The sequence below is a fragment of the Reinekea sp. G2M2-21 genome, assembly GCF_015687175.1.
GTDB lineage: Bacteria > Pseudomonadota > Gammaproteobacteria > Pseudomonadales > Natronospirillaceae > Reinekea.
In genome coordinates, this window is record NZ_JADPQG010000008.1 from 41,118 (window position 1) to 66,707 (window position 25,590).

Below are 25,590 nucleotides of genomic sequence, written 5' to 3' on the forward strand. Positions count from 1 at the left end.
ATCGTGTGCTGCCAGGCAATTGACGCAGCATGCCTTTCGTTGTCTGTCGTATGGTCAGATTTTTGATGGGGCTTTTTTATATTCAGGGGTGCCTAATTATGAACTGTGTTAGTTTAGCAGCGAAGTGTGATTTACAGCTTTTGTCGCACGACCGAAAATTTCGCGGCAAAGTAGTAAAAAAACTGGTAGACATAACAAATTAAAAGGAGAACGTATGACGATTCTGATAATCGGGTTAGTGGCTTTTTTTGGCATGCATTTGGTTTCGGCAACACCCTTGAAAAAGGTATTCGTAGATAGAACTTCTGCGACATTTTATAAAGCTGGTTATGCGTTGGCGTCATTGGTAGGGCTCTTGCTGATCATTGTCGGCAAAGCAAACGCTCCATTTGAACTGGTGTGGAATGGTGTTGTTCAAATGCGCTCTTTTGCCTTACCATTGATGTGGCTGAGCTTTATTTTACTGCCAGCGGCGCACATGAAAGGCAACATCAAACGCTTCACAAGGCACCCGATGTTATGGGCTATCGTGCTATGGGCTGTCGTACATTTATCCGTGAATGGAGATCTTGCGTCCATCTTGTTGTTCGGTTCTTTTTTACTGTACAGCCTGTTTGCTATGGTCAGTCAAAATTTCCGAGGCGCACAGAAACAACACGCTGTGATGCCTTTGAAATATGATCTTATTGTCATCGCAGCCGGGACAACCGTCTTTCTGGGTATTTTGTTTTTGCATGGAGTGCTGTTCGGTGTGCCGCTTTGGTCGTGGTGATTTTTGTCGACTTCAGTCGTATGGACTAAGGTCGCATTGTTCTTTAACGCTTTGAAATCAAAATATAAGAAAACAAAAACAACAGGTGGCACTATGAGTACACAAGTTTATCCGGTACCGGAATCTGCGGAAAAACGCGCAAAAGTTAATAACGAACAATATCTGGAAATGTATCAGCACTCTGTTGATGACAACGAGGGATTCTGGCGAGAGCAAGGGTTACGGTTGAACTGGTCGAAGCCCTATACGCAAGTCAAGGATGTCAGCTTCGATAAAACCAATCATCGAATTCGTTGGTATGCCGATGGCGAGTTAAATGTCGCTTATAACTGTATTGACCGACACCTTGATACTCGGGCGGATCAAACAGCCATCATTTTTGAAGGCGATGATCCGTCTGAAGATGCACGCATCACCTACCGGGAATTACACGCTAATGTCAGCCGAATGGCGAACGTCATTAAATCGCTCGGCGGTAAAAAAGGGGATCGCATTACCATATATATGCCGATGATTCCTGAAGCTGCATACGCCATGTTGGCCTGTGCTCGTATTGGGGCCATTCACTCGGTGGTTTTCGGTGGGTTCTCACCGGAAGCGTTGGCGGGGCGAATTGAAGACTGCCAATCAAATCTGATTATTACCGCTGACGAAGGTGTGCGAGGTGCTAAGGCCATTCCGTTAAAAACCAATGTCGATAAAGCGCTGGAGCATCAGGGGGCGTCCTGTGTTGACCATGTATTGGTGGTTCGACGTACCGGCGGCAAGATTGACTGGCACGATGGTCGCGATGTCTGGTATCACGACAAGTTCGATTTAGTTGAATCCGAATGCCCTTGTGAACCTATGGAAGCGGAAGATCCGCTGTTCATTCTCTATACCTCTGGTTCTACCGGTAAGCCGAAAGGCGTTTTGCATACCACAGGCGGGTATCTGGTGTACGCATCCATGACACATGAGTACGTCTTTGATTATCAGGATGGCGATGTTTACTGGTGCACGGCCGATGTCGGCTGGGTGACCGGTCACAGCTACATCGTCTATGGTCCGTTGGCAAACGGAGCCATTACCCTGATGTTTGAAGGTGTGCCGACCTACCCGAGCCCCAGTCGATTTGCTGAAGTGATCGACAAGCACAAGGTTAATGTACTATATACCGCGCCTACTGCGATTCGTTCGTTGATGGCAACCGGCGAAAAAGCCACCGAAGGAGCGGATCTGTCGTCCCTGCGACTGTTAGGGTCTGTTGGTGAGCCGATCAATCCGGAAGCTTGGGAGTGGTATCACAAGGCATTTGGCAAAGAGACTTGCCCAATTGTGGATACCTGGTGGCAAACGGAAACCGGTGGCATTCTGATCACGCCACTGCCTGGCGCGACGGCGATGAAACCCGGCTCCGCTACTCGTCCGTTCTTTGGTATCCAGCCAGCGCTGGTTGATAACTCCGGTCGTGAACTGGAAGGGGCGGTCGAGGGTAATCTCGTGTTGCTCGACAGCTGGCCAGGTCAGATGCGTTCTGTTTTCGGAGACCACGAGCGGTTCATCCAAACGTATTTCAGCACCTACCCGGGCACTTACTTCACAGGCGACGGAGCACGTCGTGATGAAGACGGTTATTACTGGATTACCGGGCGTGTAGACGACGTTCTAAACGTCTCAGGGCACCGTTTGGGTACCGCAGAGATCGAGAGCGCGCTGGTTGCGCACCCGGCGGTATCTGAAGCCGCCGTGGTCGGTTACCCTCACGATATTAAAGGGCAGGGTATCTATGTCTATGTCAGCCCGATGGCGGGTGTTTACCCCAGTGAAGAACTGACGGCCGAATTGAAAGCTTGGTTGCGCAAAGAAATTGGCCCAATTGCCACACCGGACTTAATTCAGTGGGCAGACGGTTTACCGAAGACTCGCTCTGGTAAAATCATGCGCCGTATTCTGCGCAAAATTGCCGCGAACGAGTATGACAGTCTGGGTGATACCTCGACTCTCGCAGATCCGTCTGTTGTAGATGTCTTGATCGAAGAGCGAATGAATCAGTAGCGTCTGTTGTTGTTTGCTGAAAAGGCCGGTCAAGTGACCGGCTTTTTTATAGCTCTCTGACCTCCGTGCATTTAACCAATGCCGCAAATGTGCTTCAATGTTGCCTCTCGGTTTAAGGGTATTCTAATGGCAAAATCAATCGCTGATCAGCTCATGGGTTTAGGTCTGGCTGATAAAAAACAAATCCAGAAAGACAAGGCCGAAAAGCGTAAGCAGGAAAAACAGAATCGCAAGCATAAGGTTGAGGTGGTCGATGAGACCAAAGCGTCGGTCGAGCAAGCGCGTAAAGAAAAGGCAGAACGGGATCGATTACTGAACCTAGAAAAACAGCGTAAGGCAGATGAAAAAGCCTTACTGGCGCAGGTACGTCAAATCATTGAGCGGACCCACATTAAAATTGACGAAGGCGATGTTAAGTTTAATTTCGCTGATCGCAACGACAATAAAATCAAAACGATCTATGTCACTGAAAAAATTCAAGACGACCTTGCCAACGGCAAGCTCGCCATCGCAACCGCCGATGGTCGCTATTATGTCGTCACTCAGCAGGTGGCCGAGAAAATTTCCGAGCGCAGTGCCGCCAGTGTGTTGATGGTGTCTGACAAGCAAGACGAAACGCCCGCGGAAGATGATCCGTATGCGGAGTTCGTTATCCCTGATGATTTAATGTGGTAACAAAATGACCGAAGTTAAAGGATTTACCAGCCGAATTGTTCATCATGACCGTCGTCAGGGTTTTACTGACGGTCCGGTTCACGCACCCATCTACAACAGTGTCCCTTACGGCTATGAAACGACAGAGGGGTTGATTGATGTTTTCCAGGGCAATGCTGTAGGGCATGCCTATGCACGTCAGTCGACACCCACCATTGACTCATTGCAATCCATGATCACCCAAGCCGAACAAGCGGTGGGTACCATTGTTTTTGCGACCGGAATGGCAGCCCTCAGTGCTGCATTTTTTGCGTTGTTGAAACAGGGCGATCACCTGATTGCGAGTAAATATTTGTTTGGTAACACCCACAGTTTGTTAACGACGCTGGAGAACTTCGGCATTGAGGTGTCCTTTGTGGATACCACCGATGCAGAACAGGTTAAGCAGGCCAAACGGGATAACACCTTGATGGTGTTTGCGGAAACCATCGCCAATCCGGGTACACAGATCGCGGACTTGGCTGCGATCGGTGACTGGTGTGAGGCGCAGGGGTTGGTGTTTTTTGTCGACAATACCATCACATCGCCCTATCTGTTTAACCCCAAGACGGTCAAAGCCGGTTTGGTGATGAACAGCCTGTCCAAATATTTCAGTGGGCACGGCACGGTATTGGGTGGCGCTATAACTGACACGGGTTTCTATGACTGGCAGGAATATCCCAATATCTTTACGTCTTATCGCAAAGGAGATACGAAAAAGTGGGCCCTGACGCAGGTGAAGAAAAAAGCCCTGCGCGATATGGGCGGAACCCTCAGCTCTGACGGCGCCTACCAAATTGCTGTCGGCGCTGAAACCATGGCGTTACGCATGGATCGGGCCTGCAGCAATGCACTCGCGCTGGCGAATCTACTAAACACTCATGACAAGGTAGCTAAGGTCTATTATCCAGGATTGGCGGAGCACCCTCAGCATGACCAGGCCAAACAATGGTTCAAGCACTTTGGCGCTATTTTAAGTTTCGATCTGCAGCCGAAATACGACAGCGCCACCTTACTGAATAACATTGATCTGGTGATTAATGCCACGCACTTAGGTGATAACCGGACTTTGGCGTTGCCGATGGCCAGTACCATTTTCTATGAAATGGGGCCGCAGAACCGGCAGCAGTTTGGCATCGGTGACCAGATGATACGGGTATCTGTTGGTATCGAAGACTGCGACGATCTAATCGCCGCGTTTCAAGCGGGCTTGGATAAGCTCTGATCCGATCGTCATGCATGCCGCCGGACGATATCGTCTGGCTCAGCATCAGAATTGACTATAATAATGGGTTGAAGCCTGTTTAATCGGTTTGCAAGGTTGCTGCCAAACGACACTCAAACTGTATCACTCAGGCTGACGCACGGTTTAATAAAACCTGTCAATGTAGTGACAGGACCCCTAAAAAGGGTGACAATCAGCCAAAATAAATACAAAAAATGGTGTTACCAATGGGTATTCTACGAAAGAGTATGGCAACGTTGCTCATGCTGAGTTCTGTTGCTTTTGCGACAGAGTCGGGTGACCTGCTTGACGCCTTCAACGAGATTTCTTTGGAAGTGCCAACCATAGCCTTTGAAGAATGGGGTGGTAGTGGCAGCATCGAAAGCCCCGAATTTAAAGCCTTCTACGTAAATCAGTTCAATCAGTATGTGGACTTAGCCTCGAAGCTGTCTATTCGTGCTGTCGCTTGCAGCAGTGGTGATATTCCACAAGCCAGCGACTATCAGGCCATGACGGATTTAAAAGCCCTTTACGCTGGAATCGCCGAAACGCTGACGCGGTCGCAAACTCAGCTTAAGCTCTGGGTAGACCTGAAAGATCAGAGCGCGATGGCTGAATTAGGCAAGCTGATCCCTAAATTGACCGTGTCTTATAGCCGTATGTTATTCGAACTGTCCAGTTGTTCCGGTTACCTTTACGGTGAGCTGGTTAATTAAAGGAGTACTCCGGTGGATCGAGTTTTAATTGTCGATGATCACCCTCTATTTCGGGATGCCCTGAAGCTTTCGCTGACGCAGAAGCCAGAACAATTATCCTTGGTGGAACCCGGCCAGGTTAAATTTGCAGCCTCACTCGAAGAAGCCATGACCCTGTTGAAAGATGACGAAGGTGTTGATCTGGTGCTGCTTGATCTCCACCTTCCTGGTAATGACGGTTTTCTGGGTTTACTTGAGCTGCGTAAGCTTTACCCGAGTATTGCGGTACTGGTGATTTCCGGCAACGATGATCAATCCGTCATCGCGAAAGCGAAAGCCTGTGGAGGCGCTGGCTTTATATCCAAGTCGTTGGCGGCAGATTCGATTATGCAGGCCGTGAAAAACGTCTTGGAAGGCGGTGAATTTTGGCCAGAAGGCGACTTAGAGACGGATTCCGAATTGCAGGACATTGCGCGTCGCATCAATGAACTTACGGATCAGCAACTGCGGGTGTTACGACACCTGCAAGATGGGCGTTTGAATAAACAGATAGCCTACGATCTGGATATCTCGGAAGCCACCGTGAAAGCCCATGTTACAGCCATATTCCGAAAGTTAAATGTACTCAACCGTACCCAAGCGGTTATTCTTGCGAACAAACTTCATGTCGAGCCGCCATTGACGGTATAAACAGGAGTGGCCTCTTTTGGTCACGTCAGCGCCTACCATGGGAATGGTGCCCTTAATTGTCACATCCGGTCCTAATTGGCGTCCTCAATGTGATCCAAATAACAGTTTGACGTGTTTGCGCATTGAAGCCTAATGCGCCATTGGTCATTAATTTGGTTTAAATTTCGTCAATAGGGTGCTAAAAATCAGGGAAATTTGAGAAACTGAGATGATTAGTGCGGGGTGATTCATATTCATCCCAAATTGGCACGGATTTAGCAAAATCTTGGTAACACGAGTCGTTCCGAACGGAGTCACACATGACAGCTGTAAAAGACAATGTCATTCGTTTATATGATGTCAAACCAGAAATGGCATTGGAGCATCTGAAGCGTTCTACCGGGTTGGCGTTTGATGACCTGCCGCAGAGCTTGGCAGACATGGTCGATGTATCCGTGGTAGATGATGATATGCTGCCGCCTATCTTGACCGATATCGTCGATATGCCAGTATACAGTAAGGCATAAAAGGGCTGTTTGAATCAGTCGGCAGGGCAGGGCAGATTCGGGTGGTGTTACGACTTCAGGCTTGTTTGATGTCTTGCAAATGTCTGGCTGGTTGCACAAACAGCTCGTCAACGGTGTAACTCAGGTTGCTGGTTTCAACAGCGACACTCATTTTCTGGATAGGTCCAGTGACTTTGACCCGCGCGATGCCTGACAGCAATAGCGACGCTGAATTGATAACGGTTTGATCGATACACACAGAATGCTCACCAGTGTTGTCACTCCAGTGCAAATGCAGTTTAACCATATCGTGTGACAGCTGCTTGAAGCGGAACCAAGCGGCAATGTTGTAATCAGATTGCCATTGGAGACCACTCTTAATATTGGCAGGTTGTGCCAGAATATGTTCTGGAACGTCGGTCAATTTTTGTTTGTACATGGTCGTATCCTCTCCCCGAACCTCTGACTTTATCCACAATCAACTAATAAAACAGTCGACTGTTTCTCATTCGGCATAGCTATCTCTAATTGAGAGTGATTTTCTTTATTCTTTAGACTCAATCGTCAGTTTTATTTTGATATCCCTGGTGTCCGTGCCGTTGACTTTCAGACGAAACGTTGCAATCTGTCTGCGCTTATCGGAGGTATTGTCCATTTTATGGGCGCGTTAACGGGTACTGCCCGGAATGGCGCTTGCTTGAGCTTATCTAGGTTGTATCTGAAACGTTTGCATCATGCAGTGACCTGGTTTCGTTGGGAGTTTTTCGCCGTCAAGGGCCGAACCGGTCCGACGATTCGGGCTCGGCCCTTAACAATCCCAGCCGCCGCCATAAACGACTCTCTTGCGCAAGCTTCCCGCTTGAACAACCTGTGAGACGAGAATTGCTTCGCGTGGTCGTTTGAAAGGCGGAGAAAACCGCAGCAAGAGTTACTTTCTCGATAGATAAAACCAACTTTTAAATTCTATGTACCAAGGACTGGCGTAAATAACGGTTTCGTCGCATCTGCTTTGGATGACATGGCGGACTTATCGCAACGGATTCAAGGGCATGGATGCCCATGGAAGCGCCGCGCGTGCAGGGACGCACGCTCAAGCGACCGTTCGAAGAAAGTGTCTGGCATGGCAGAACACCAAAGCGGGCGAAAAAAGGGGGGTGCAAGGGGATCTCCCCTTGGAAAGAAAAATCCTCCAAGAAATCTTTTGGTTTAAAACGGAACCATAGTCTTCGAAACAGATTTAGTACTTGAAGTTAAAAAACTCAGCGAAACCAAGTCACACATTGATGCATATTCCATTGATCAAGTTTAAGTAGGTGCAATTCGGTATTGCCCTTTGTATGCTGGCTTTTTGAGGCTAAGGCAGCAGTGTTTTGATCAATGACCGCAGCGCTACCGGCTTGACCGGTTTGGCCAAATAGGCCATCCCCATGTTGGCTGCCTGCTGTTTGATATCTGCTTCGGTATGAGCGGTGACGAGAATTGTCGGCACTTGTGCAGCCCAGTGATCGGTCAGTTGGTGCCAGAGGCTGAAGCCGGTAAGCTGTTCACCAAGATGATAATCAATGATTAGCAAATCGGGCTGAAGGGTTACCATGGCTTCTGCCGCCGTGCTGGCAGTCCAGACGTCGCATCCCCAGTTGTTCAGGACGGTTTTTAACGCATCGGTGTTTTGTGGGTCATTATCGATGACCAATACTGTCAGTGACAGGCTGTTCGCCCGCGAAGGCTTGTGACTTGTAGTGGGTTTGCTGGGCGCAGCTTGTGCTCGGTCGGCGGTTAAGCTAAAGCATGATCCTCGATTCAGTTCTGACTGAACCTTGATTTGATGCCCCAGATGCTGGCTGATGCGGGACACGACACTGAGGCCTAGGCCAACCCCCTGAGCTTCTTGCCGATGCTGATCCAGGCGGTTGAAGTCATGAAAAATCCGTTCAAAATCGGCTTCATTTATGCCCAATCCCGTATCCCACACTTGAATGACGACCTGGTCTCCGCGTTTGCGGGCTGCTAGCAGAATGCCGCCTTGGCGAGTGTATTTGATGGCATTGGAAACCAGGTTCTGAACGATGCGTCGTAATTGTCTGCCTTCGCTGGCTAACCAGAGCTTGGTTGGCCGGACAATCAAACGCAGGTTCTTCTCCTGAGCCAGGGCACTGAATTCATCGTTGATGGAGGTGAAAATCGGGTAGAGATCGACCGGCTCTATAACCGGCGTTTGCGGATTGCCGTCCAGCTTGGCAATTTCGAGCAAGGTCGATATCAACTCTTCCGAGGTTCGTAGCGAGCTTTCCAGCTTTGGTAGAATTGGTTCGTCAGGCCATTGATCAAGCAAGGCGGTGTTATAAAGTCGCGCTGCGTTAAGGGGCTGCAGAATGTCATGACTGGCCAAGGCCAGAAACCGGGTTTTACTTTCATTGGCCAGTTCGGCTTCCGTTTTCGCCTCCATGATCATGGCCTCAGCACGTTCACGTTCAGCGATTTCTGCACGCAGATCTTCATTTACCTGGCGAACTTCTTCTGTGCGTTCTTCTACTCGCTTTTCCAGATTGTTTTTGGCTTCCTGCAATTCGTCTTGCGCTTTGACAAACTCCGTGATGTCGTTGAACGTGGTGACAAACCCGCCACCGGGCAGGGGGTTGCCCCGGATCTCGGTTACACGTCCATTATTGCGCATACGAATAAACCGATGTGCGGTACCGGATCGCAGGTGGTTAAGTCGCTTCTGCACATGTTCATCGACTGTGCCCGGCCCGCATTCGCCGCGTTCCGCGTTATAGCGAACCAAGTCTTCGATGGGGGTGCCCACGCGGATCAGGTCTTTGGGGTATTGATACATTTCCAGATATTTGCGGTTCCAGGCGACCAGTCGTAAATCCCGGTCGATTACCGACACGCCGTGATCGAGGTTTTCCAGTGTGGATGACAGCACCTTCTGGTTGAATTGAATCGCCTGCGTGGCTTCGTCAAAAAATGTGACCACATCTTCCAGATGTAACTCACGACCCGCCAGTGCCGAATGCATCATGGCTCGCGCTGAACTGGCCCCAATGACGCCAGATAAAGTGCGCTCAATGTATCGGATAAAATCCGCCGACGGCACGTCATTTGGCAGCAGACGAATGTGATGAACCCGTTCGAAATCTTCTAACCAGCGTTGGGTCTGGTTGATGCCAGCAAAACGCTCAAGCATGCTTACCAGCTCGCCTGCCTTGACCTGTGGGTCCTTATTACTGAGGTTGCCCCGATTCAGGTGCTCATCCAGTTGCACATAGGCAGAGGCCTGTAAGCGATCTGCCAGTGTCGTGTTTGCCTGACGGGAGAAGTAGATAAAAGCGGTAATGTTAAACAGCAGGCTAAAGAACACCCCATGCGACAGAGGATCGTTAAACGCGAAACCAAACAGCGCCTGTGGGCGAAGCCAATGCACGGAAAACGGTCCCTCAATGAGTAACCTTTCTGAAACGAACCCAGCTTGTTCCAGCATGGGCACCAGTAAAGTCCATGTCCACATCAGGCTACCCAGAATCATACCCGCATAAGCGCCCTGAACATGCGCTTTACGCCAGTAGAGACCACCGAGCAGCGCGGGCAGCAATTGCACGACGAGTGAAAATGCCAGCAAGCCGATTGCCGACAATGCTTCGGTTTCACCAAAGCGTAAGTTGTAGGCCCAGGCCACCAGTATGACCGCGCTAATGATGATTCTGCGCATGAAGATCAGCCAGGGGCCGACCTCATGGGTGTCAGTGGACAACCGCTTGTTAATCAGAAACGGCAAAACCGCATCGTTACTGAGCATGGTAGAAAGGGTCAACGTGGTAATCACGATCATCGCCATTGACGCGGAAAACCCACCGATAAAGACCAGGACCGTTAGCCACAATTGACCGCTGGCTTGCGGCAACATCAAAACAAAGGTATCGGCATCGATGCCACTGCCATAAAAGAGTCGCAGCCCCGCTGAGGTGATGGGTAACACCACGAGACTGATCAACGCGAGATAAAGTGGAAATACCCAGCGGGCGGTTTTCAAGTGTTCAAGGTGTGTGTTTTCAACGATCATGACGTGGAACTGGCGCGGTAAAACCATTATCGCAGAGGCCGCCAGCAACAATTGCGTAATAAAGCTTAAGCTCAGGCCATTCCATCGAAAAGCTTCGGTCGCCACCAGTTCGCTGGCGAACTCGCTCGGACCACTGTAAAAAACGAAAATTACATAGAGCGCCAACACGATAAGCGCCGTTAATTTAACGATCGATTCAAACGCAATGGTGAGCATCATCCCATGGTGATGTTTCGACACGTCCACCTGCCGGGTGCCGAACAATATGGCAAAACCGATCATGGAAACCGCCACGATTAAGGCCGTGTTGGATATTGGAAAAGGCAGGTTGGCCGCTTCGGTGGAAAGAATGGTGATGGAGTTGGTGACCGCTTTCAGCTGTAACGCGATATAGGGGATGCCGGCGGTGGTGCAGATCAGTGTGACCAGCAACGCAATTCCCCTTTTTTTGCTGTAGCGTGAGGCCATGAAATCGGCAATAGATGTTGTGTTTTGCCGTTTGCCAACGCGAATCATCTTGTGGATGACTGAGTGGCCGAACACAAAGACCAGCAACGGGCCGAGGTAGATGGGCAGGAAGTCCCAGCCTCCATTGGCGGCCGTTCCCACTGCACCATAGAAGGTCCAGCTGGTGCAGTAAACTGCCAGCGATAGTGCGTAGATCAGGTGGCTGTGTGCTCGTGTCTTGTTTTTACCGCGTCGGGAATCGCCGTAAAGGGCGATGCAAAACAGCAAAATAAAATACAGTACCGCAAAGGCAAACAGTATCCATGGGTTCATGTTGTCGATAACTCGGTTGGGTCCGGACCTCGGTGTGCAAGCAAAGGTAAGGTGAGCCGGTTCTTATTTGTTAACGTACTGGTTACACTTACATTCTTTTCATATTAGTTGCAATTACTATGACCCGTCCCTCTGACCATCCGACAATTGAATCCGGCCGCACTGGTGTGCTATTGGTAAACTTAGGCACACCAGACGACCTCAGCCCGAAAAGTGTTCGCCGTTACCTGAAAGAGTTTTTATTCGATCCACGCGTCGTGGAAATCCCCAGGGTGGTTTGGTGGTTTGTGCTCAATGGCATCATATTGAATACCCGACCCAAAAAGTCGGCGGCAGCCTACGCCAAAATTTGGTTAAAGGATGTGAATGAATCTCCGTTGCGCTACTACACTCGTGCCCAGGCAGAAAAACTGGCAGGGTTGTTTCCTGACCTGATTGTCGACTACGCCATGCGCTACGGCAATCCGAGTATTGCCAGCCGTCTGGCCGCGTTGCAGCAGCAGGGGTGTGACCGGATACTGATTGTACCCCTTTACCCTCAGTATTCAGCCACGACCACTGCGTCTGTGCAGGATGCGGTTTTTGACCACCTCAAGACACTGCGTTGGCAGCCCACGTTACGGATCGCACACCCTTGGTACGATCAACCGGCCTACATTGAAGCACTGGCGGCTCAGGTCGCGGATTTCCAAATGCGCAGCCCGCTCAAGCATGAAAAAATCTTATTGTCTTTCCATGGCTTGCCGAAGCAATCGCTCAGCAAAGGTGACCCTTACTATTGTCAATGTCAGAAAACAGGTCGATTACTGGCCGAAAAATTGGGTAAGTCCCCTGAAGACGTATTAATCACCTTTCAAAGTCGGTTTGGTCCGGCAAAATGGTTGGAGCCCTATACGGTGGATGTGCTTGGTCAGTTGCCCGCGCAAGGTGTTAAGAATTTGCTGATCCTGACGCCCGGGTTTGCGACCGATTGCCTGGAAACGTTGGAGGAGATTGCGATGGAAGGGGTTGAGGTATTTAAGGATGCCGGGGGCGAGCAGTGCGATGTGTTACCGTGCCTGAATGACAGTACGCTTGGCATGACCTTGTTACAGGATATTGTGACACGCGAAGCAAGTGGCTGGTTGTAGGGGGCACTATAGGCAAGTATGTCTGGGAAAAAAGGGGAATGGAGTAGACAGCGCTTTTTATCTTGTTTTTGTTTGAAAAGCTTAATGTCTAAGATCGACGTATTTCCAGTGTAAGTTCTTGTTTTTGTTAGTCTGGAAATAAAAACAGCGCCCTTTTTCTTGTTTTTGGATGGGCGCCGATATTTTCTAATCCACCCTATTTTTGTTTTTGTTTGTGGGTGTCTTCTAATCGTTGTGCGGTAGTAATAGCATTCGTCGTGCCAAAAGTAATAAACCCTTTAAAATCAATAAGTTACGACATAGTGGTCAAATAACGATCAAAAGAGTGGGGCGCGAACCAGGCCGGACGTGACTATCGGTAACACATATGAGTGGTGAGGTAACACTCCGCATGTCATTCGTGAGGAATGTAAAAGTGTGTTACAAAAATAACCGGAAAATCTCTGTTCAGTTGGATATTGACGCCAGATAATGCGGACGGAGTCACAATACAAATAGCAAGGTAACACTATGTTTGGATGGTTTAAGAAAAAACCGGCAAAAGCAGCCGAATTGGAATGGGAAGAATATCGCGGCTTTCGCATCGCCGCGACACCAATACCGGAAGGCAGTCAATATCGCGTTAGTGGACGCATTGAAAAAGATGATGCTGATCAAACCCGCAGCCATACTTTCGTTCGGGCGGACCTGGTGGGGGATTTGGATGAAGCGAAGGGGTTTTGTCTGATGAAGGCCAAGTTAATGGTCGATCAACTTGGCGATTCTCTGTTTACCGAAGGTTAAGAGGCGATCATCTCGGCCAATGCAAGCACGGTCGCGGGCTTGTTGGTGAGACTAGTCGCCCACGGGTGTCAGCTCAGTGAAGAATTGGACGCGTTGTCAAACAGTGTATTAATGTCTGTCTCATTGAACGCATAACGTTGATGGCAGAACTGGCAATCGATATCGATGTGACCTTGTTCATGCACAATGTGCAGCGCTTCTTCACGGCCGAGTGTGATAATGGCGTTGGCTGTGCGCTCTTCACTGCAGGTGCACTTAAACTGCAACGGTCGAGGATCGTAGAGGCGAACCGTTTCTTCGTGGAACAGACGATGCAGCAACGTTTCCGCCGGTAACGTGAGTGCTTCCTCTTCAGTGAGGGTGCTGGCCAGATGAACAACGCGTTCCCAGTCTTCCTGGTTGGTCATATCAAGGCTACTGACGCTGGCCGATTCTGGCATCGCCTGAATCATAAACCCCGCGGCAGATTTGGTGTTCGCGAACAGCCAGATCCGGGTGCGGATTTGCTCGGATTTCTGAAAATAATCCTCTAGCACGGTCGAGAGTGTCATGTCGCTGTCATTGATCGGCACGATACCCTGATAGCGCTTGCCTTGATTTGGCTCGATGGTTATGGCCATCTGACCTTCCCCCAAGATTGCGCCACCTTCTTCGAAATCGTCGTTGTATTGCGCCAGTGCTCGCAAATCTTGATTGTTGCGGCATTCTGCCATTAACGAGCGCACCTGGCCGGCGCCTCGTACCTGCAGCGATAGCGTGCCTTCAAACTTAATGGTGTCACTGAGCATGGCGGCAGCCGCCATGAATTCGCCCAGTAATTTTTGTACAGGCATAGGATAGGGGTGTTTGCTCAAGACTTCTTTGAACGCGCGAGTTAACTGTGTCAGTTCGCCCCGGATGGGTGTGTTGTCAAAGAGGAAGCGCAAAGTCTGGTCAGAATTGGACATGAAAACAGCCTTTCGGTTAATCGGTTAGTTTGGATTTTAAACGCATGATGTCACGGCGCTCTTTCTTGTTAGGGCGATGATCCGGCGACTGTGCCGAGAGATTCATCCCTTTACGTTGTTCTGCCCGCTGCAATCGTTTTTCAATGGATTCTGGTGTTTCTTCATACATCAGCTGTGCTTCAGGAGCACCCCGTCGTTTGTCGTGTATCTCCCGGATAATGATGGTTTTCTCATCCCAACCTAGCTGGAGACGGATACTGGCGCCCATTTCAACGGTGCGACTGGGTTTGGCCCGCGCTTTGTTGTAATGCACCTTGCCGCCTTCTACTGCGGTTTTGGCCAATGCTCGGGTTTTAAAAAAACGGGCGGCCCAAAGCCATTTGTCCAATCGTACTTGGGGTACTGTTGTTTGTGTCATATTGAAGGCGGGTACAATTCCTGAAAGTGATCAAAAGCCGGATAGCGGGATGTTTTGGGTTCGGCGGCTGAATTGGGTGTGTTGACGCCAATGCAGTAACCAATCCCCGCGTTGTGTGCGGCGTCCAGAATGTGGTCGTTATCGTCAATAAACAAGGTTTGCTCACCGATAAATTGCGTTTTTTTGTGTAACCATTGCCAATAATTGGCGGACTCCTTCGGTGCATTGGCGTCATGTGCGTGCAGGATGTGATCAACCCAGGCACTTAAATCCGTTTGTGCGTCTTTTAGTGCGATGCTGTCCGGGTGTGCATTAGTGGCCAGAACAACGTGTTTGCCCTGATGTTTAAGCCACTTCAGAAATGCCAGCGCGCCTTTTCTAAAGCCAATCAAGTGGGTCAATGTTTGCTTGGTGGGGCGAATGTCGAAGCCGACCTGCTGACTCCAGAAATCGATGCAGTACCAGTCTAGTGACCCGTATTTTTCGTTTGCAATCCGGTTAATAAAGGCATCCGCTTCCGCCATGGAAACCTGATGGTACTCAGCGTAAACCTGCGGTAAGGCGCTTTGCCAGAAATGATCGTCGAAACATAGATCCAGTAGGGTGCCGTCCATGTCCAGTAATACCCATGAAATGTTTTGCCACTGGCTCGACGTCACCACAGACGTGGTAGAATGCTCAACATGTTCAGTCATTATGATTCTAAGCGGGTTATGAAGTCAGATAACACTAGCATATCGCAACCATCTACGCTCACCCAAGCGCACGTTGCTGCCCTGTACCAGTTAGCTGAGACTGCTGGTGAAGCCATTCTGGCGATTTACCGCGACGAGTCCTTGTGGCAGATGAACAATAAAGTAGACGATACGCCGGTAACCGCAGCCGATTTGCAGTCATCCGATATTCTGGTCCGGGGTTTACCGGACGTCATATCGTGCCCGGTGATATCCGAAGAAGCACTCCCGACTTACCGCGAGCGATCCCAATGGGAAACCTACTGGCTGGTTGATCCGATGGATGGTACTCGTGAGTTTCTGCACAAGACCGACGAGTTCGTCATTAATATCGCCCTGATGTCGAACCATCAGCCGATATTTGGCTTCATGTATCAACCCACTACTGGCGATGCCTGGTGGGGCGGAGAGGGCTTTGGCGCATTTGCCGGTCGCCCGGAATCGCCACTGGCTTTGCCGGTTGCGGACTGTCAGTCGGCTCTGGTTGCTCTCGGATCCCGTCGTTCACGCTGGAAGGGTGAGTGGCGTGAACGCCTGCAAAGCGCCGGTTATTCCGTAACGACACAATCTGTCGGCAGCGCGCTGAAATTTGCACGATTGGCGGAAGGTCAGGCAGATTTGTATCCGCGCCTGGGACCTACCTGCGAATGGGATACGGCCGCGCCACAGGCTATTTTACAGGTGACCGGAGGCGCTATCCGGCAATGGAACGGCGCGCCTTTGGAATACGGTAAACAGAATATGCTAAACCCTCATTTCGTGGCCGTGCGAGACACGCACTTGTTGGCTGCGTTGATCGATCCCGACTGAAGTTAATGATTGGTAATGACTGACGCTATGCCCATTTCTTTGAAGTCATCGATCAAGGCTTCAATGTCATATTCGCCTAAACCTGTAAATTCATAGATATAGCGTTTGATCTGATGCCACTCGAAATCCTCGTCGCACCGTCCCAGAACTTTGGCATTACCGCAGATGAATTCCGCAATTTTCAACACCGCCAATAAGGTTTTTTTGGGTGCCTCGCTGACCGAGTCACGGGAAAACAGGCTGGCAATATTATGGTGTTCGCTAATGGCTTCACAGATGATTTTGGGTAACCGCCAGGAGCGCGCTGTGTAATATCCGATGACCGCATGATTGGTTCTGAAATGACGATTCTCTGCATCAATAATCCGCTCGAATTCACCTGAATAGGCCGATTGCATGATGTCCATGTAGTCTGGGAATCGTTTGTTCATCAACACAATCCCCGCGTTATGAAACAGACCGAGGGAATAGGCGTCTTCCGGTGCGGGCATACCGATTTGTTTGGCGATATGCAGGGACACGGAGGCGATGTCCATGGAAGCGTCCCAGAAATTGTTCAGACGGACAATGTCTTCGTCACTCAATTCTCCCCGAATGCTGATGCCGTTGATAATATTCACCACGGACTTTATACCCAACAGCATCACTGCCTGCGTGACCGACGTGATATTATTGGCCAGGCCATAGGCTGGCGAGTTCACGATTTTCAGCATTGTGCCAGCCAAACCGACGTCTTGCGCGATCAGGTCGGCGATGCGACCTAGATCGGGCGTGGGCTGAAACTGTTCCATCTGCAGGTCAACCATAATTTGTGGCTGTGGCGGGATGCTGATCCCCTGTAGAATTTGTTCGATCTGTTCTGAATCCAGCTCTATGCTCATAGTAGGTTCATTGTCGTTTAAATGGACTGGATAAAAGTGTAGCAGTCGCTGGGTTCGATGCTCGGCATAACTGATAATTAACTCATAGGTAAGTTTTCTTTGACTCACTCAGTGCTCCATCTCAATAAAGGCGCGGAAAAACGCCTGCGCGCAGGTCATCATTGGATATACAACAACGAGGTCGATAACCAGAAGTCGCCGCTGAAAGGTTTCGTTCCGGGTAGCGTGGTGAATGCGGTGGATTTTCGTGGTAAAGGCGTGGGCAGTTTCATGATCAACCCTCATGCATTGATCTGCGGCCGCATGATCTCCCGACAGCAAGACCGCGACTTGACTAGCTCTCTCATAAAGAATCGCTTGAAGCAAGCTTTAGCGCTGCGTGATATGTGCTTTGATGCCCCCTGTTACCGTTGGGTATACGGTGACAGCGATGGCCTGTCGGGTCTGGTGGTGGATCGTTTTCACGATATCTTAACGGTGCAAGTCTCGACAGCTGGCATGGAGCGTCAGCTCGAGGTTATTCTCGATCACCTGCAGCGATTGGTGCAACCGACTGGCATCCTGTTAAAAAACGATGGCAAGATGCGTACTGCGGAAGGCTTGGACACCTATGTCCGGGTTGCAGCAGGGCAAGTGCCGGAACAGGTTGAATTGACTGAAAATGGCGTACGATTTTTGGCGCCTTTAATGACCGGACAGAAGACAGGCTGGTTTTATGATCATCGGCCGAACCGGGCGCTCGCTGCACAATACGCCAGAGGGAAAACCGTTCTCGATGTGTTCTCTTACCTAGGCGGTTGGGGCCTTACCTGTGCTATGAATGGCGCGACATCGGTCACCTGTGCGGATGTTTCCGAGCTGGCCTTAGAGGGCGTTATGCGCAACGCCGACTTGAATGGCTGCGCTGATCGAGTTCAAACCCGTCTGGGCGATGCCTTTGATACGCTCGATCAATTGCGTTTGGAGAAGCAACGATTCGATGTGGTTATCGTGGATCCACCCGCTTTTATTGCCCGGCGTAAAGATATTGAAGCCGGTGAGCGGGCCTACCAGAAGCTGAATGACATGGCCATGAAACTCGTGAACCCGGGCGGTTTGCTCGTCAGCGCCAGTTGCTCGATGCATCTGGAAAACGATCGGTTGCGCGATATGATTCGTGCCTCAGCGCGCAGTCTCGACCGGCATGCGCTGATCCTGGCGGAAGGTGGACAAGGTGCGGATCACCCGGTGTTGCCGGCCGTCAAAGAAACTCGCTATATCAAGGCCATATTCGCTCAAATCAGCCCTGGACTTTAGCGCCAAGGCTGATTATCCGGACCTTATTCGGTGACGATAGTCACCTGAAAGTGCTTGGATAATTGGCTGAAATACACGGTCAGTTGGGCGAGCTGTTGCCGAGCAGCTTGCCATTGCTCGTCGGCACTGCTGTCGAACGGGTAGTTTTCCGGCAGAGCCGATACTGCTGTGAGGGCGTCAGTCAGTGTTTTGTGCAGATCACTGGCGGTAAAGGGCAACTCAGGGTTTTTATCCAACCAGGCACTGAACTCATTCGATTCGGAGTCACCAATAACCTGTTGCATGGATTTCAATTTGATGGTGATGAAAGAGCGACCAAAACCGGTGAATGGTGCCGTGTGATACCAGCCAGGGTCGGTAAACACCGCTTCTTCAAATTGCCCTGCGAGCAGTTCGATCATCGACAATCGTTGCAGGCTTTTCAGTACAAACGAGAATTGCGCGCGTTCCGGTAGCGATGCAAACGTACCGTTGGTCTGCCAGCGCAGTACGGCTTGCGTCAGGTGCTCCATTAAGAGATCGGTCGCTGTGCTTAAATAGGCTTTGCGTCTATCAACTATGGTGGCGTTATCGGTATTCGGCGTGGCCTGCCAATGTTCAGTGACGGGCATTTTCCACAAGAAAAATTCGATGACCGGGAAGCCAACCGAGGCTGATTCTTCGTCCATCAGCCGGTGTTGGCCTCGCAGGTTATCCGCATTGATGTCGATATCCAATTCATGAACCAGGCCGCTATAGGGGTATTCAGGAATTCCATCGATGTAGCCCGGTAAAAAGGGGTGCGTATCAATGAGGTCTATAAGATTCTGGAACGGCTTTTTATCCGCCAAGTCGAATGGTTGCTGAAAGAAGAGCGCCAGCCCGTTCCAGCTCTGGTAACAGGGTAAAAAGCTCTCCTGTGCTGCCGATTGTGTGGTGTCTGTTGGGTTAGCGACGAACGCCTGAATGTCAGACTGCATGGCGGAACAGTGGTTCAGCATGACCTTGCTGTCGTCTGCTGCGATTGTCGCAAAGGCTTGGGCTGCGTCACTGAAGTCCAGCAAAGTGGTCGGTTCCAGCGTCACAGATGCGGGTTCAACCACAGGTGCTGGAATATTATCGTCGATGTTGCTGGTTGGCGTCGGTTCGCTGCAGCCGAACATACTTGCCGCCAGAACACTTAACGCCACAATGGTTTTGTTCACGTATTCTTCCTTAAATCTAAAATTGTCCAACCCTGCTCTTGCGCGCGCTTACGCAACCGGTCATCCGGATTAACAGCGACTGGATTATCGACCTGTTCCAGCAGAGGTAAATCATTGTGTGAATCAGAATAGAACCAAGCACCGGTCAGTGACTGTTGCTGCTCTTTTAACCACATATCCAAGCGGTCGACCTTACCATGTTGAAAGCTGGGAATGCCAGTTGGCTTACCGGTGTAACGTCCATTTTTGAGTTCTGGTTCACAGGCAATGAGGTGATTAATACCCAATCGTTGAGCAATCGGCTCGGTAACGAACCGATTGGTCGCGGTAATAATGAGCAGGGTGTCTCCTTGTTGGCGATGCGTTTCTATGAGCTGCTCCGCGTCGGGCAGCATCATGGGCTCGATCATGGTTTGCATAAACCGCTGGTGAATTGGAGCGAGCTCCGCAGGGCTTTTATTAGCCAGAAACGCGAGGGCAAAGCTCAGGTATTCTTCAATGTCGAGGGTGCCAGCCTGATATTGACCCAAAAACTGGTCGTTAATGGCTTCCATTTCGGCGCGATCAACCAACGATTCGTTGATCAGAAATTGCCCCCATGCATGGTCTGAGTCGCCATTAATTAGGGTGTTATCCAAGTCGAAAATAGCCAAAGTCACAATAGAATCCATCAACCGTTTAAAGCCCAGATTCTAGCCTGAATCGCTCAGCTTGCTAAGGTCTGAGTAGGGTTCTTTCGACAATTATTCACCTATTGAGTCCACTTAACGCCAAGGTGTTGCTGTTTGTCGCCATTTTTGACATTGGCGCTTTGTGGATGCTTATGGAACAATGCGGTTGAAACGTTTTGTGACGTAACCTGCGTTTTCAAGCCAACGTACGAGCCGGCAATGATCCTAATCGGGCGAAGGACTAGGCCTGGCGAGCCGTCAGCATGGCCGTTTAATATGACAGGGTTTGTGTTGGATGGATTGTGGCATACTGTGACCACGAATAAGGTTAGATTCTGTCAACAGGGTTGTAACTCTGGTGGTTTGATATTCGACGGTAAACGACCTTAACTAGATGTCTGGTTGTAGATTTTTGGCGCACTGAAGCTCAAATGGAATAATTAAGTATGATTGATTCAGACGGTTACCGGCCTAATGTCGGCATAATACTCACCAATACCGATGGACAGGTATTGTGGGCCCGTCGTATTGGTCAAGATGCTTGGCAGTTCCCGCAAGGCGGCATCCGGCAACACGAAACCCCGGTCGAGGCGTTGTATCGCGAATTGCAGGAAGAAGTCGGTTTGCAGGCGCACGATGTCGATGTACTGGCCTGTACGCGGGGTTGGCTGAAATATCGATTGCCGAAGCGTATGATCCGCCATAACACCTTACCGATTTGTGTGGGACAAAAGCAGAAATGGTTTCTGTTGCGCCTGAAATCGGATGAAAGTCGTATTCGTTTTGACGCTAGCGATGACCCTGAGTTTGATGGTTGGGATTGGGTGTCCTATTGGTATCCATTGTCCAAAGTGGTTTCGTTCAAGCGCGATGTTTACCGTCAGGCGTTAACCGAGCTGGCGCCCAGAATTACCCGACCTCAGGTAGCCTATGGCTGATTTACTGAATTTACTTCGTCGTGTCGTTGAAGCGGTCACCAGTGCCCGCGATCTGAAACTGAGCCTGCAACGCTTGGTGAACATGGTTCGCAATGGCATGCAGGTGGATGCTTGCACGGTTTTCCTCTGGGATAGCAGTGTTGAGCGTTATGTGCTCATGGCAACCGACGGCCTGAGGGATGATGCCATCGGCAAAGTGACCTTGACTAAGAACGAAGGCATGATTGGTCTGGTTGGCAAGCGCGAAGAACCGCTGAACCTGGCCAACTCTAATCTGCACCCTAATTATCATCACGTCCCCAGCGTCGGAGAAGAAGAATTTCACGGCTTGCTGGCTGTGCCGATTATCCATAACCGTAAGTTGCTGGGCGTTTTATCCGTTCAGCGTTTTAAGGCAGAACGCTTCCGTGACGAAGAAGAAGCCTTTCTGGTGACCTTGTCTGCTCAGTTAGCGGGCATCATCGCACACGCGGAAGCGACCGGCACCCTCTCCGGTATGAATTTGATGGGCGGTCAGGCAGGGAACGATATCCGATTTGCCGGTGTTGCCTGCGCCAGTGGTGTTGCTATTGGTCAAGCCTATGTGGTGACCCCTACCATCAGTCTCGATAGCGTCCGCTATAGCAAAGCCAAAAACATTGGAGAAGAACTGCGACGTTTCGCCGCCGCCATTACTGGTTTGCGCAAAGAATTGGCGGATACCCGTGAGCGCTTGAAAGGCGAATTACGCCCGGAAGAACTGGCCCTGTTTGACGTCTATGCAGGTATTCTTGACGATCAGGCGGTAGGTGGCACCGTGCAGGAAAAAATCCGCGCTGGTGAAAGTGCGTTGAGTGCGCTGGCCGATACCATGCGGGGCTATGTACAGCACTTTGAAGATATGGATGATGCCTATTTGCGTGAACGGGCATCTGATATGCGTGATCTGGGGCAGCGATTGCTGACCCATCTAATGGAAGAAAAATCAGAACGTAAAATCCCCGACGGCTGTATTCTGGTGGGTCAGGATATCTCTGCAACCGTGTTTGGCTCTCTCGATCCAGAAAAAATCGGCGGTATAGTCTGTGCTCAAGGCTCCGCCAACTCCCACTTGGCGATTCTGGCCCGAGCACTGAATATCCCCACCGTTTTGGGCGCTCAGGATATCCCCTGGCAGGAATTGGACGGTAATGAGCTGGTGGTTGACGGCTATCGAGGGCACGTTTATTACCACCTCACCGATGAACGACGTGAGTATTTTGAAGACCTAGTACGCGACGAAAAAGTACGCGTATCGGGACTTGACGCCTTAGCCGATCTGCCCGGTGAGACCGCCGATGGCGAGCACATAGATCTGATGATCAACACCGGCTTGCAAACCGATATCATTCGATCCCAAGCCAGTGGCGCGGACGGTGTTGGTCTGTTCCGGACTGAAATTCCCTTCATGATGCTGGGTCGCTTTCCCAGTGAAGAAGAGCAAGCCAAAATTTACCGCAATCAACTGGAAGCCTTTCACCCTCGCTCGGTCACCATGCGCACGCTGGATATCGGTGGCGACAAAAGCCTGGAATACTTCCCGATTGTGGAGGACAACCCCTTTCTCGGCTGGCGCGGTTTGCGCGTCACACTGGACCATCCGGAAATTTTCATTGTGCAGGTTCGGGCCATGTTGCGTGCCAGTTTCGGACTGAACAATCTGCGTATCATGTTACCGATGGTCACCAGCGTTGGTGAGGTCGAAGACTCCCTGGCGTTGATTCACCGTGCGGTATACGAACTCAATGAAGAGGGCGTTAAGGTTGAAGTGCCCGAAGTTGGCGTGATGATCGAAGTGCCCTCCGCGGTATATCTGGTCAAAGAGTTTATGTCGATGGTCGAGTTCGTGTCCGTCGGCAGTAACGATTTAACGCAATATCTGTTAGCCGTCGACCGCAATAATCCGCGGGTGGCTGATATTTATGACAGCATGCACCCGGCAGTCTTGAAAGCGTTAAAAATTATTGTGTCGGCCGGTTTAGAGAAAAACGTCCCGGTCAGCGTCTGTGGCGAACTGGCTGGCGATCCGCTGGGAGCCGTAACCCTGTTGGGCTTGGGCTATCGTAACCTATCCATGAGCAGTGCGAATTTATTGCGGGTTAAGGCGGTGCTTCGACAAATCGATTCCGGTTGGGCAGAAACCGTGGCGAACGGGCTGTTGAATCTGGATGACCCGAAAGTGATCCGTTCAACCTTGCAACTCGCCTTGCAAAAAACCGGTGTCCCGTTGACCAGCCTCGGTTTATTGCCAAGTCGCTAATACACGGGCCCGCGCTGGGCTTGTGTACTGTCGATTCCTTCATATTCGCAATAGGCGCGTTCTTAGCCGTCTCTGTAAACAGTGTTGTATGTTGGCTGCGCCCGAATGAAAGTGGGTATAAACCAAAAAAAGGCCCGTTGTAGGGCCGTTTTTTTTAGTCGTATTTTACTTATCGGATCGAGCCTTGGCGGAAACTCAGAATGCTTTCCAACGTTGTTAAAGTCGAGGTGTAGGTATATTCGTACGTGTCTACTTTATCGGGTGTTCCATCCCATGGCTTATCTAATCCAGAAGTTTCTGTTAGTAGGTTCAGGTTGGCATCGTATTCCATGTCACGGGTTGAACCAAGATCAATGGATCCATCGTTACCTGAGTCCTGTAAACTGGTATAGCCAGTACGTTGTTCCCATGCATTCCAGTTCGTAGTAATGGTAATGATGGTATTGACGCTACCGTCGTTACCGGCGTCGACCCGCTCAAGCGTTTCGATGACCTGATCTCTCTCATTCAAAGTGTATTCATACGTTCTATTCACAATGGAATCGTATTCACCGTTCAAATTGGTATCGATACGCTCCAGTTGACTGACTTTACGACCAGCTTCGTTATAGGCGGTTTGTGTGTCACGCAGGAAATTGACAACGCCATCGGCATTGGTATCGAGTTGCTCACGCTTTGATAAGATGCGTCCCAAGTCATCACGGGTAAATTCATAAATAGCCAGGTATTCCAAATCGCCGTTGCCGTCATTGTCATTCTCGATACGCTCAAGCGTGATGTGGTTGTTGGCATCATGCTCGCGAATCGTGGTTGCGGTGCGGTTAATCGTGCCGTCGTTATTGTTGTCATATTCAGAATGATGGCGGATGCGATTGCCGGCTTCGTCATAGCTGTACGTTTCTGTTGAGATGTGGTTTATTGAACCATCTCCCGAATAGTCAGTGCGAATGACTTTTGAGGCTTCTTGCCCTGCTGCTGTATAGGTAATGCTCGTCTCATAAACATGGGTTCGGTCCGGTTCAAACATATGGTGAACCGAATCCGTTTTCACCTCGTTTATCAAACGACCCTCTGCATCGTATGTCAGCGCAAGTTCCAGCGATTCATCCCAGTATCCATCCCCATCTTTGTCGATACGTTCGAGGTCCGTTAACTTGTTGCCTTCGCCACTGTATGTATACAGTCGCTCTTTGATGTAATCCGCTGAACCATTGAAATTGCGGTCTTCGGTATAGTAGGTACGGGTTTGGCGGCCTTCTGTGTCGAAGGTGATTTCAGTATTGTGGATTCGGTCGATGGTGCCATCAGCTGCATTGTCGCTGGTTTTGGTTTCCTGTGTGATTTGGCCCTGGGCATTGTAAGTGAACGCATAATTCACGCTGTATCCAGTACCATTGTTTAAATGGGTTTCATTGCGTGATTCGACCAGATAGGTGCGCAGCTGTATACCCGCAGCATCAAACAGTCCCTGCAGACCATGCAGAGACGGCGTGGCGTCGAGACCATGACGATCCGCGAAGTCAGCCAGTTCGGTCTCGATGAAGAGCCGATAGGGTAGGTTAAAATCGACGCTCTCGTGTTTCAATACATTGTGCCAGTTGCCCAGGTTAAAGCCGTTACTGGCGTTGTTGTCGTTGTCGAGTGCACTCAGCAGAGCCATCTGGTTGGCGACAATATCCAGGCCATGCACGGTGTTGTTTGACAAAATGACTGCAAGAGCACTGCCATTGTCAATCAGGTGCGTGTTCTGTAACTGCTCAGGCGACAAACTTTCTGCCCAATCGGTGCTGCCGAGCTCAATGCCACCCACTGAAAAAGTCATGGTTTTGCCTTTAGCCGACGGAAACTCACCATTTTCACTCAGAACCCCGGTCTGGTTGTCGATTTGGTACTGCAACCCCTGAAATAGGCTGCCAACAAAGGTGCCCATCGTGTTTTGATCGACCGGGCTTTTAGAATCATCCGGATCGGACGATGAATTACACCCAGCCAGAATAATCGTGGCCAGGGTTGAGAGTGCAACAGGAAGTGTACGTTTCATAATCATTGCTCAACAGTCATGCGGGTCAACTTCCCCGCG

General features: G+C 50.3%; 22 protein-coding genes. 13 read left to right on the forward strand and 9 right to left on the reverse strand.

Going from position 1 to position 25,590, the window contains the following annotated elements; translation table 11 throughout:
* Positions 1 to 214 precede the first annotated feature (214 nt).
* The 7 genes from IYN85_RS21640 to IYN85_RS21670 all read left to right on the forward strand — a co-directional run bounded on the left by IYN85_RS21640 (position 215) and on the right by IYN85_RS21670 (position 6,618).
* The gene (locus tag IYN85_RS21640) at positions 215 to 772 is read left to right on the forward strand and encodes an NnrU family protein (protein ID WP_196161047.1); all 558 of its coding nucleotides are present in this window, start codon (positions 215 to 217) and stop codon (positions 770 to 772) included.
* A 93-nt stretch (positions 773 to 865) separates the two neighbouring features.
* Entirely contained in the window at positions 866 to 2,809 is a 1,944-nt protein-coding gene (gene acs, locus IYN85_RS21645) for an acetate--CoA ligase (RefSeq protein WP_196161048.1), read from the forward strand.
* A gap of 126 nt (positions 2,810 to 2,935) precedes the next feature.
* Positions 2,936 to 3,484 (forward strand): DUF2058 domain-containing protein, encoded by a 549-nt coding sequence (locus tag IYN85_RS21650; RefSeq protein WP_196161049.1) that lies wholly within the window; start codon positions 2,936 to 2,938, stop codon positions 3,482 to 3,484.
* A gap of 4 nt (positions 3,485 to 3,488) precedes the next feature.
* Positions 3,489 to 4,727: a cystathionine gamma-synthase family protein gene (locus IYN85_RS21655; protein ID WP_196161050.1), complete on the forward strand. Its 1,239-nt coding sequence runs from the start codon at positions 3,489 to 3,491 to the stop codon at positions 4,725 to 4,727.
* 227 nt (positions 4,728 to 4,954) lie between these two features.
* Positions 4,955 to 5,443, forward strand: a complete 489-nt coding sequence (locus IYN85_RS21660; RefSeq protein ID WP_196161051.1) for a hypothetical protein — start codon at positions 4,955 to 4,957, stop codon at positions 5,441 to 5,443.
* 12 nt (positions 5,444 to 5,455) lie between these two features.
* Positions 5,456 to 6,112: a response regulator transcription factor gene (locus IYN85_RS26510; RefSeq protein ID WP_196161052.1), complete on the forward strand. Its 657-nt coding sequence runs from the start codon at positions 5,456 to 5,458 to the stop codon at positions 6,110 to 6,112.
* A 299-nt stretch (positions 6,113 to 6,411) separates the two neighbouring features.
* Positions 6,412 to 6,618, forward strand: coding sequence for a hypothetical protein (locus IYN85_RS21670; RefSeq protein ID WP_196161053.1), 207 nt, complete (start codon positions 6,412 to 6,414; stop codon positions 6,616 to 6,618).
* 55 nt (positions 6,619 to 6,673) lie between these two features.
* Here the strand turns inward: IYN85_RS21670 and IYN85_RS21675 are convergent, their stop codons facing one another.
* Positions 6,674 to 7,036, reverse strand: coding sequence for a hypothetical protein (locus IYN85_RS21675; protein ID WP_196161054.1), 363 nt, complete (start codon positions 7,034 to 7,036; stop codon positions 6,674 to 6,676).
* A 915-nt stretch (positions 7,037 to 7,951) separates the two neighbouring features.
* A complete protein-coding gene (locus tag IYN85_RS21680) occupies positions 7,952 to 11,440 on the reverse strand; it encodes a PAS domain-containing hybrid sensor histidine kinase/response regulator (RefSeq protein ID WP_196161055.1) in 3,489 nt (1,162 codons plus the stop codon).
* 119 nt (positions 11,441 to 11,559) lie between these two features.
* Between IYN85_RS21680 and hemH the strand changes: the two genes are divergently transcribed.
* Together hemH and IYN85_RS21690 are read left to right on the forward strand one after the other, a co-directional pair.
* Positions 11,560 to 12,570: a ferrochelatase gene (hemH, locus tag IYN85_RS21685; protein ID WP_196161056.1), complete on the forward strand. Its 1,011-nt coding sequence runs from the start codon at positions 11,560 to 11,562 to the stop codon at positions 12,568 to 12,570.
* Positions 12,571 to 13,080: 510 nt separating this feature from the next.
* Positions 13,081 to 13,353 (forward strand): HlyU family transcriptional regulator, encoded by a 273-nt coding sequence (locus tag IYN85_RS21690; protein ID WP_196161057.1) that lies wholly within the window; start codon positions 13,081 to 13,083, stop codon positions 13,351 to 13,353.
* A 68-nt stretch (positions 13,354 to 13,421) separates the two neighbouring features.
* On the opposite strand, the gene hslO is transcribed toward IYN85_RS21690, so the two are convergent.
* The 3 genes from hslO to yrfG are packed head-to-tail and all read right to left on the reverse strand — an operon-like array spanning position 13,422 to position 15,413.
* On the reverse strand, positions 13,422 to 14,300 hold the full coding sequence (hslO, locus tag IYN85_RS21695) for an Hsp33 family molecular chaperone HslO (protein WP_196161058.1): 879 nt from the start codon (positions 14,298 to 14,300) through the stop codon (positions 13,422 to 13,424).
* 16 nt (positions 14,301 to 14,316) lie between these two features.
* Positions 14,317 to 14,718 carry a ribosome-associated heat shock protein Hsp15 gene (gene hslR, locus IYN85_RS21700; RefSeq protein ID WP_196161059.1) on the reverse strand — a complete coding sequence of 134 codons (402 nt, stop codon included), beginning with the start codon at positions 14,716 to 14,718 and terminating at the stop codon, positions 14,317 to 14,319.
* Complete coding sequence (gene yrfG, locus IYN85_RS21705) at positions 14,715 to 15,413, reverse strand: GMP/IMP nucleotidase (RefSeq protein ID WP_196161060.1); 699 nt, start codon at positions 15,411 to 15,413, stop codon at positions 14,715 to 14,717. The genes hslR and yrfG overlap by 4 nt, the downstream gene beginning before the upstream one ends.
* An 18-nt stretch (positions 15,414 to 15,431) precedes the next feature.
* Between yrfG and IYN85_RS21710 the strand changes: the two genes are divergently transcribed.
* Complete coding sequence (locus IYN85_RS21710) at positions 15,432 to 16,262, forward strand: 3'(2'),5'-bisphosphate nucleotidase CysQ (protein WP_196161061.1); 831 nt, start codon at positions 15,432 to 15,434, stop codon at positions 16,260 to 16,262.
* 2 nt (positions 16,263 to 16,264) lie between these two features.
* Here IYN85_RS21710 and IYN85_RS21715 read toward each other — a convergent pair whose 3' ends face one another.
* Positions 16,265 to 17,251, reverse strand: coding sequence for an HDOD domain-containing protein (locus IYN85_RS21715; RefSeq protein ID WP_370592236.1), 987 nt, complete (start codon positions 17,249 to 17,251; stop codon positions 16,265 to 16,267).
* Between IYN85_RS21715 and IYN85_RS21720 the strand changes: the two genes are divergently transcribed.
* The gene (locus IYN85_RS21720; protein WP_196161062.1) at positions 17,243 to 18,439 is read left to right on the forward strand and encodes a class I SAM-dependent rRNA methyltransferase; all 1,197 of its coding nucleotides are present in this window, start codon (positions 17,243 to 17,245) and stop codon (positions 18,437 to 18,439) included. The two genes, IYN85_RS21715 and IYN85_RS21720, sit on opposite strands and share 9 nt — an antisense overlap.
* 23 nt (positions 18,440 to 18,462) lie before the next feature.
* Here the strand turns inward: IYN85_RS21720 and IYN85_RS21725 are convergent, their stop codons facing one another.
* The gene (locus IYN85_RS21725) at positions 18,463 to 19,623 is read right to left on the reverse strand and encodes an imelysin family protein (RefSeq protein WP_196161063.1); all 1,161 of its coding nucleotides are present in this window, start codon (positions 19,621 to 19,623) and stop codon (positions 18,463 to 18,465) included.
* Positions 19,620 to 20,282 carry an HAD family hydrolase gene (locus IYN85_RS21730; RefSeq protein WP_196161064.1) on the reverse strand — a complete coding sequence of 221 codons (663 nt, stop codon included), beginning with the start codon at positions 20,280 to 20,282 and terminating at the stop codon, positions 19,620 to 19,622. Before IYN85_RS21730 ends, IYN85_RS21725 begins: the two co-directional genes overlap by 4 nt.
* Before the next feature lie 458 nt (positions 20,283 to 20,740).
* Between IYN85_RS21730 and IYN85_RS21735 the strand changes: the two genes are divergently transcribed.
* Positions 20,741 to 21,232 (forward strand): RNA pyrophosphohydrolase, encoded by a 492-nt coding sequence (locus IYN85_RS21735; protein WP_196161065.1) that lies wholly within the window; start codon positions 20,741 to 20,743, stop codon positions 21,230 to 21,232.
* The gene (ptsP, locus tag IYN85_RS21740; protein WP_196161066.1) at positions 21,225 to 23,510 is read left to right on the forward strand and encodes a phosphoenolpyruvate--protein phosphotransferase; all 2,286 of its coding nucleotides are present in this window, start codon (positions 21,225 to 21,227) and stop codon (positions 23,508 to 23,510) included. Before IYN85_RS21735 ends, ptsP begins: the two co-directional genes overlap by 8 nt.
* Before the next feature lie 169 nt (positions 23,511 to 23,679).
* Here the strand turns inward: ptsP and IYN85_RS21745 are convergent, their stop codons facing one another.
* Positions 23,680 to 25,551, reverse strand: coding sequence for a hypothetical protein (locus IYN85_RS21745; RefSeq protein ID WP_196161067.1), 1,872 nt, complete (start codon positions 25,549 to 25,551; stop codon positions 23,680 to 23,682).
* Between the last annotated feature and the right edge of the window lie 39 nt (positions 25,552 to 25,590).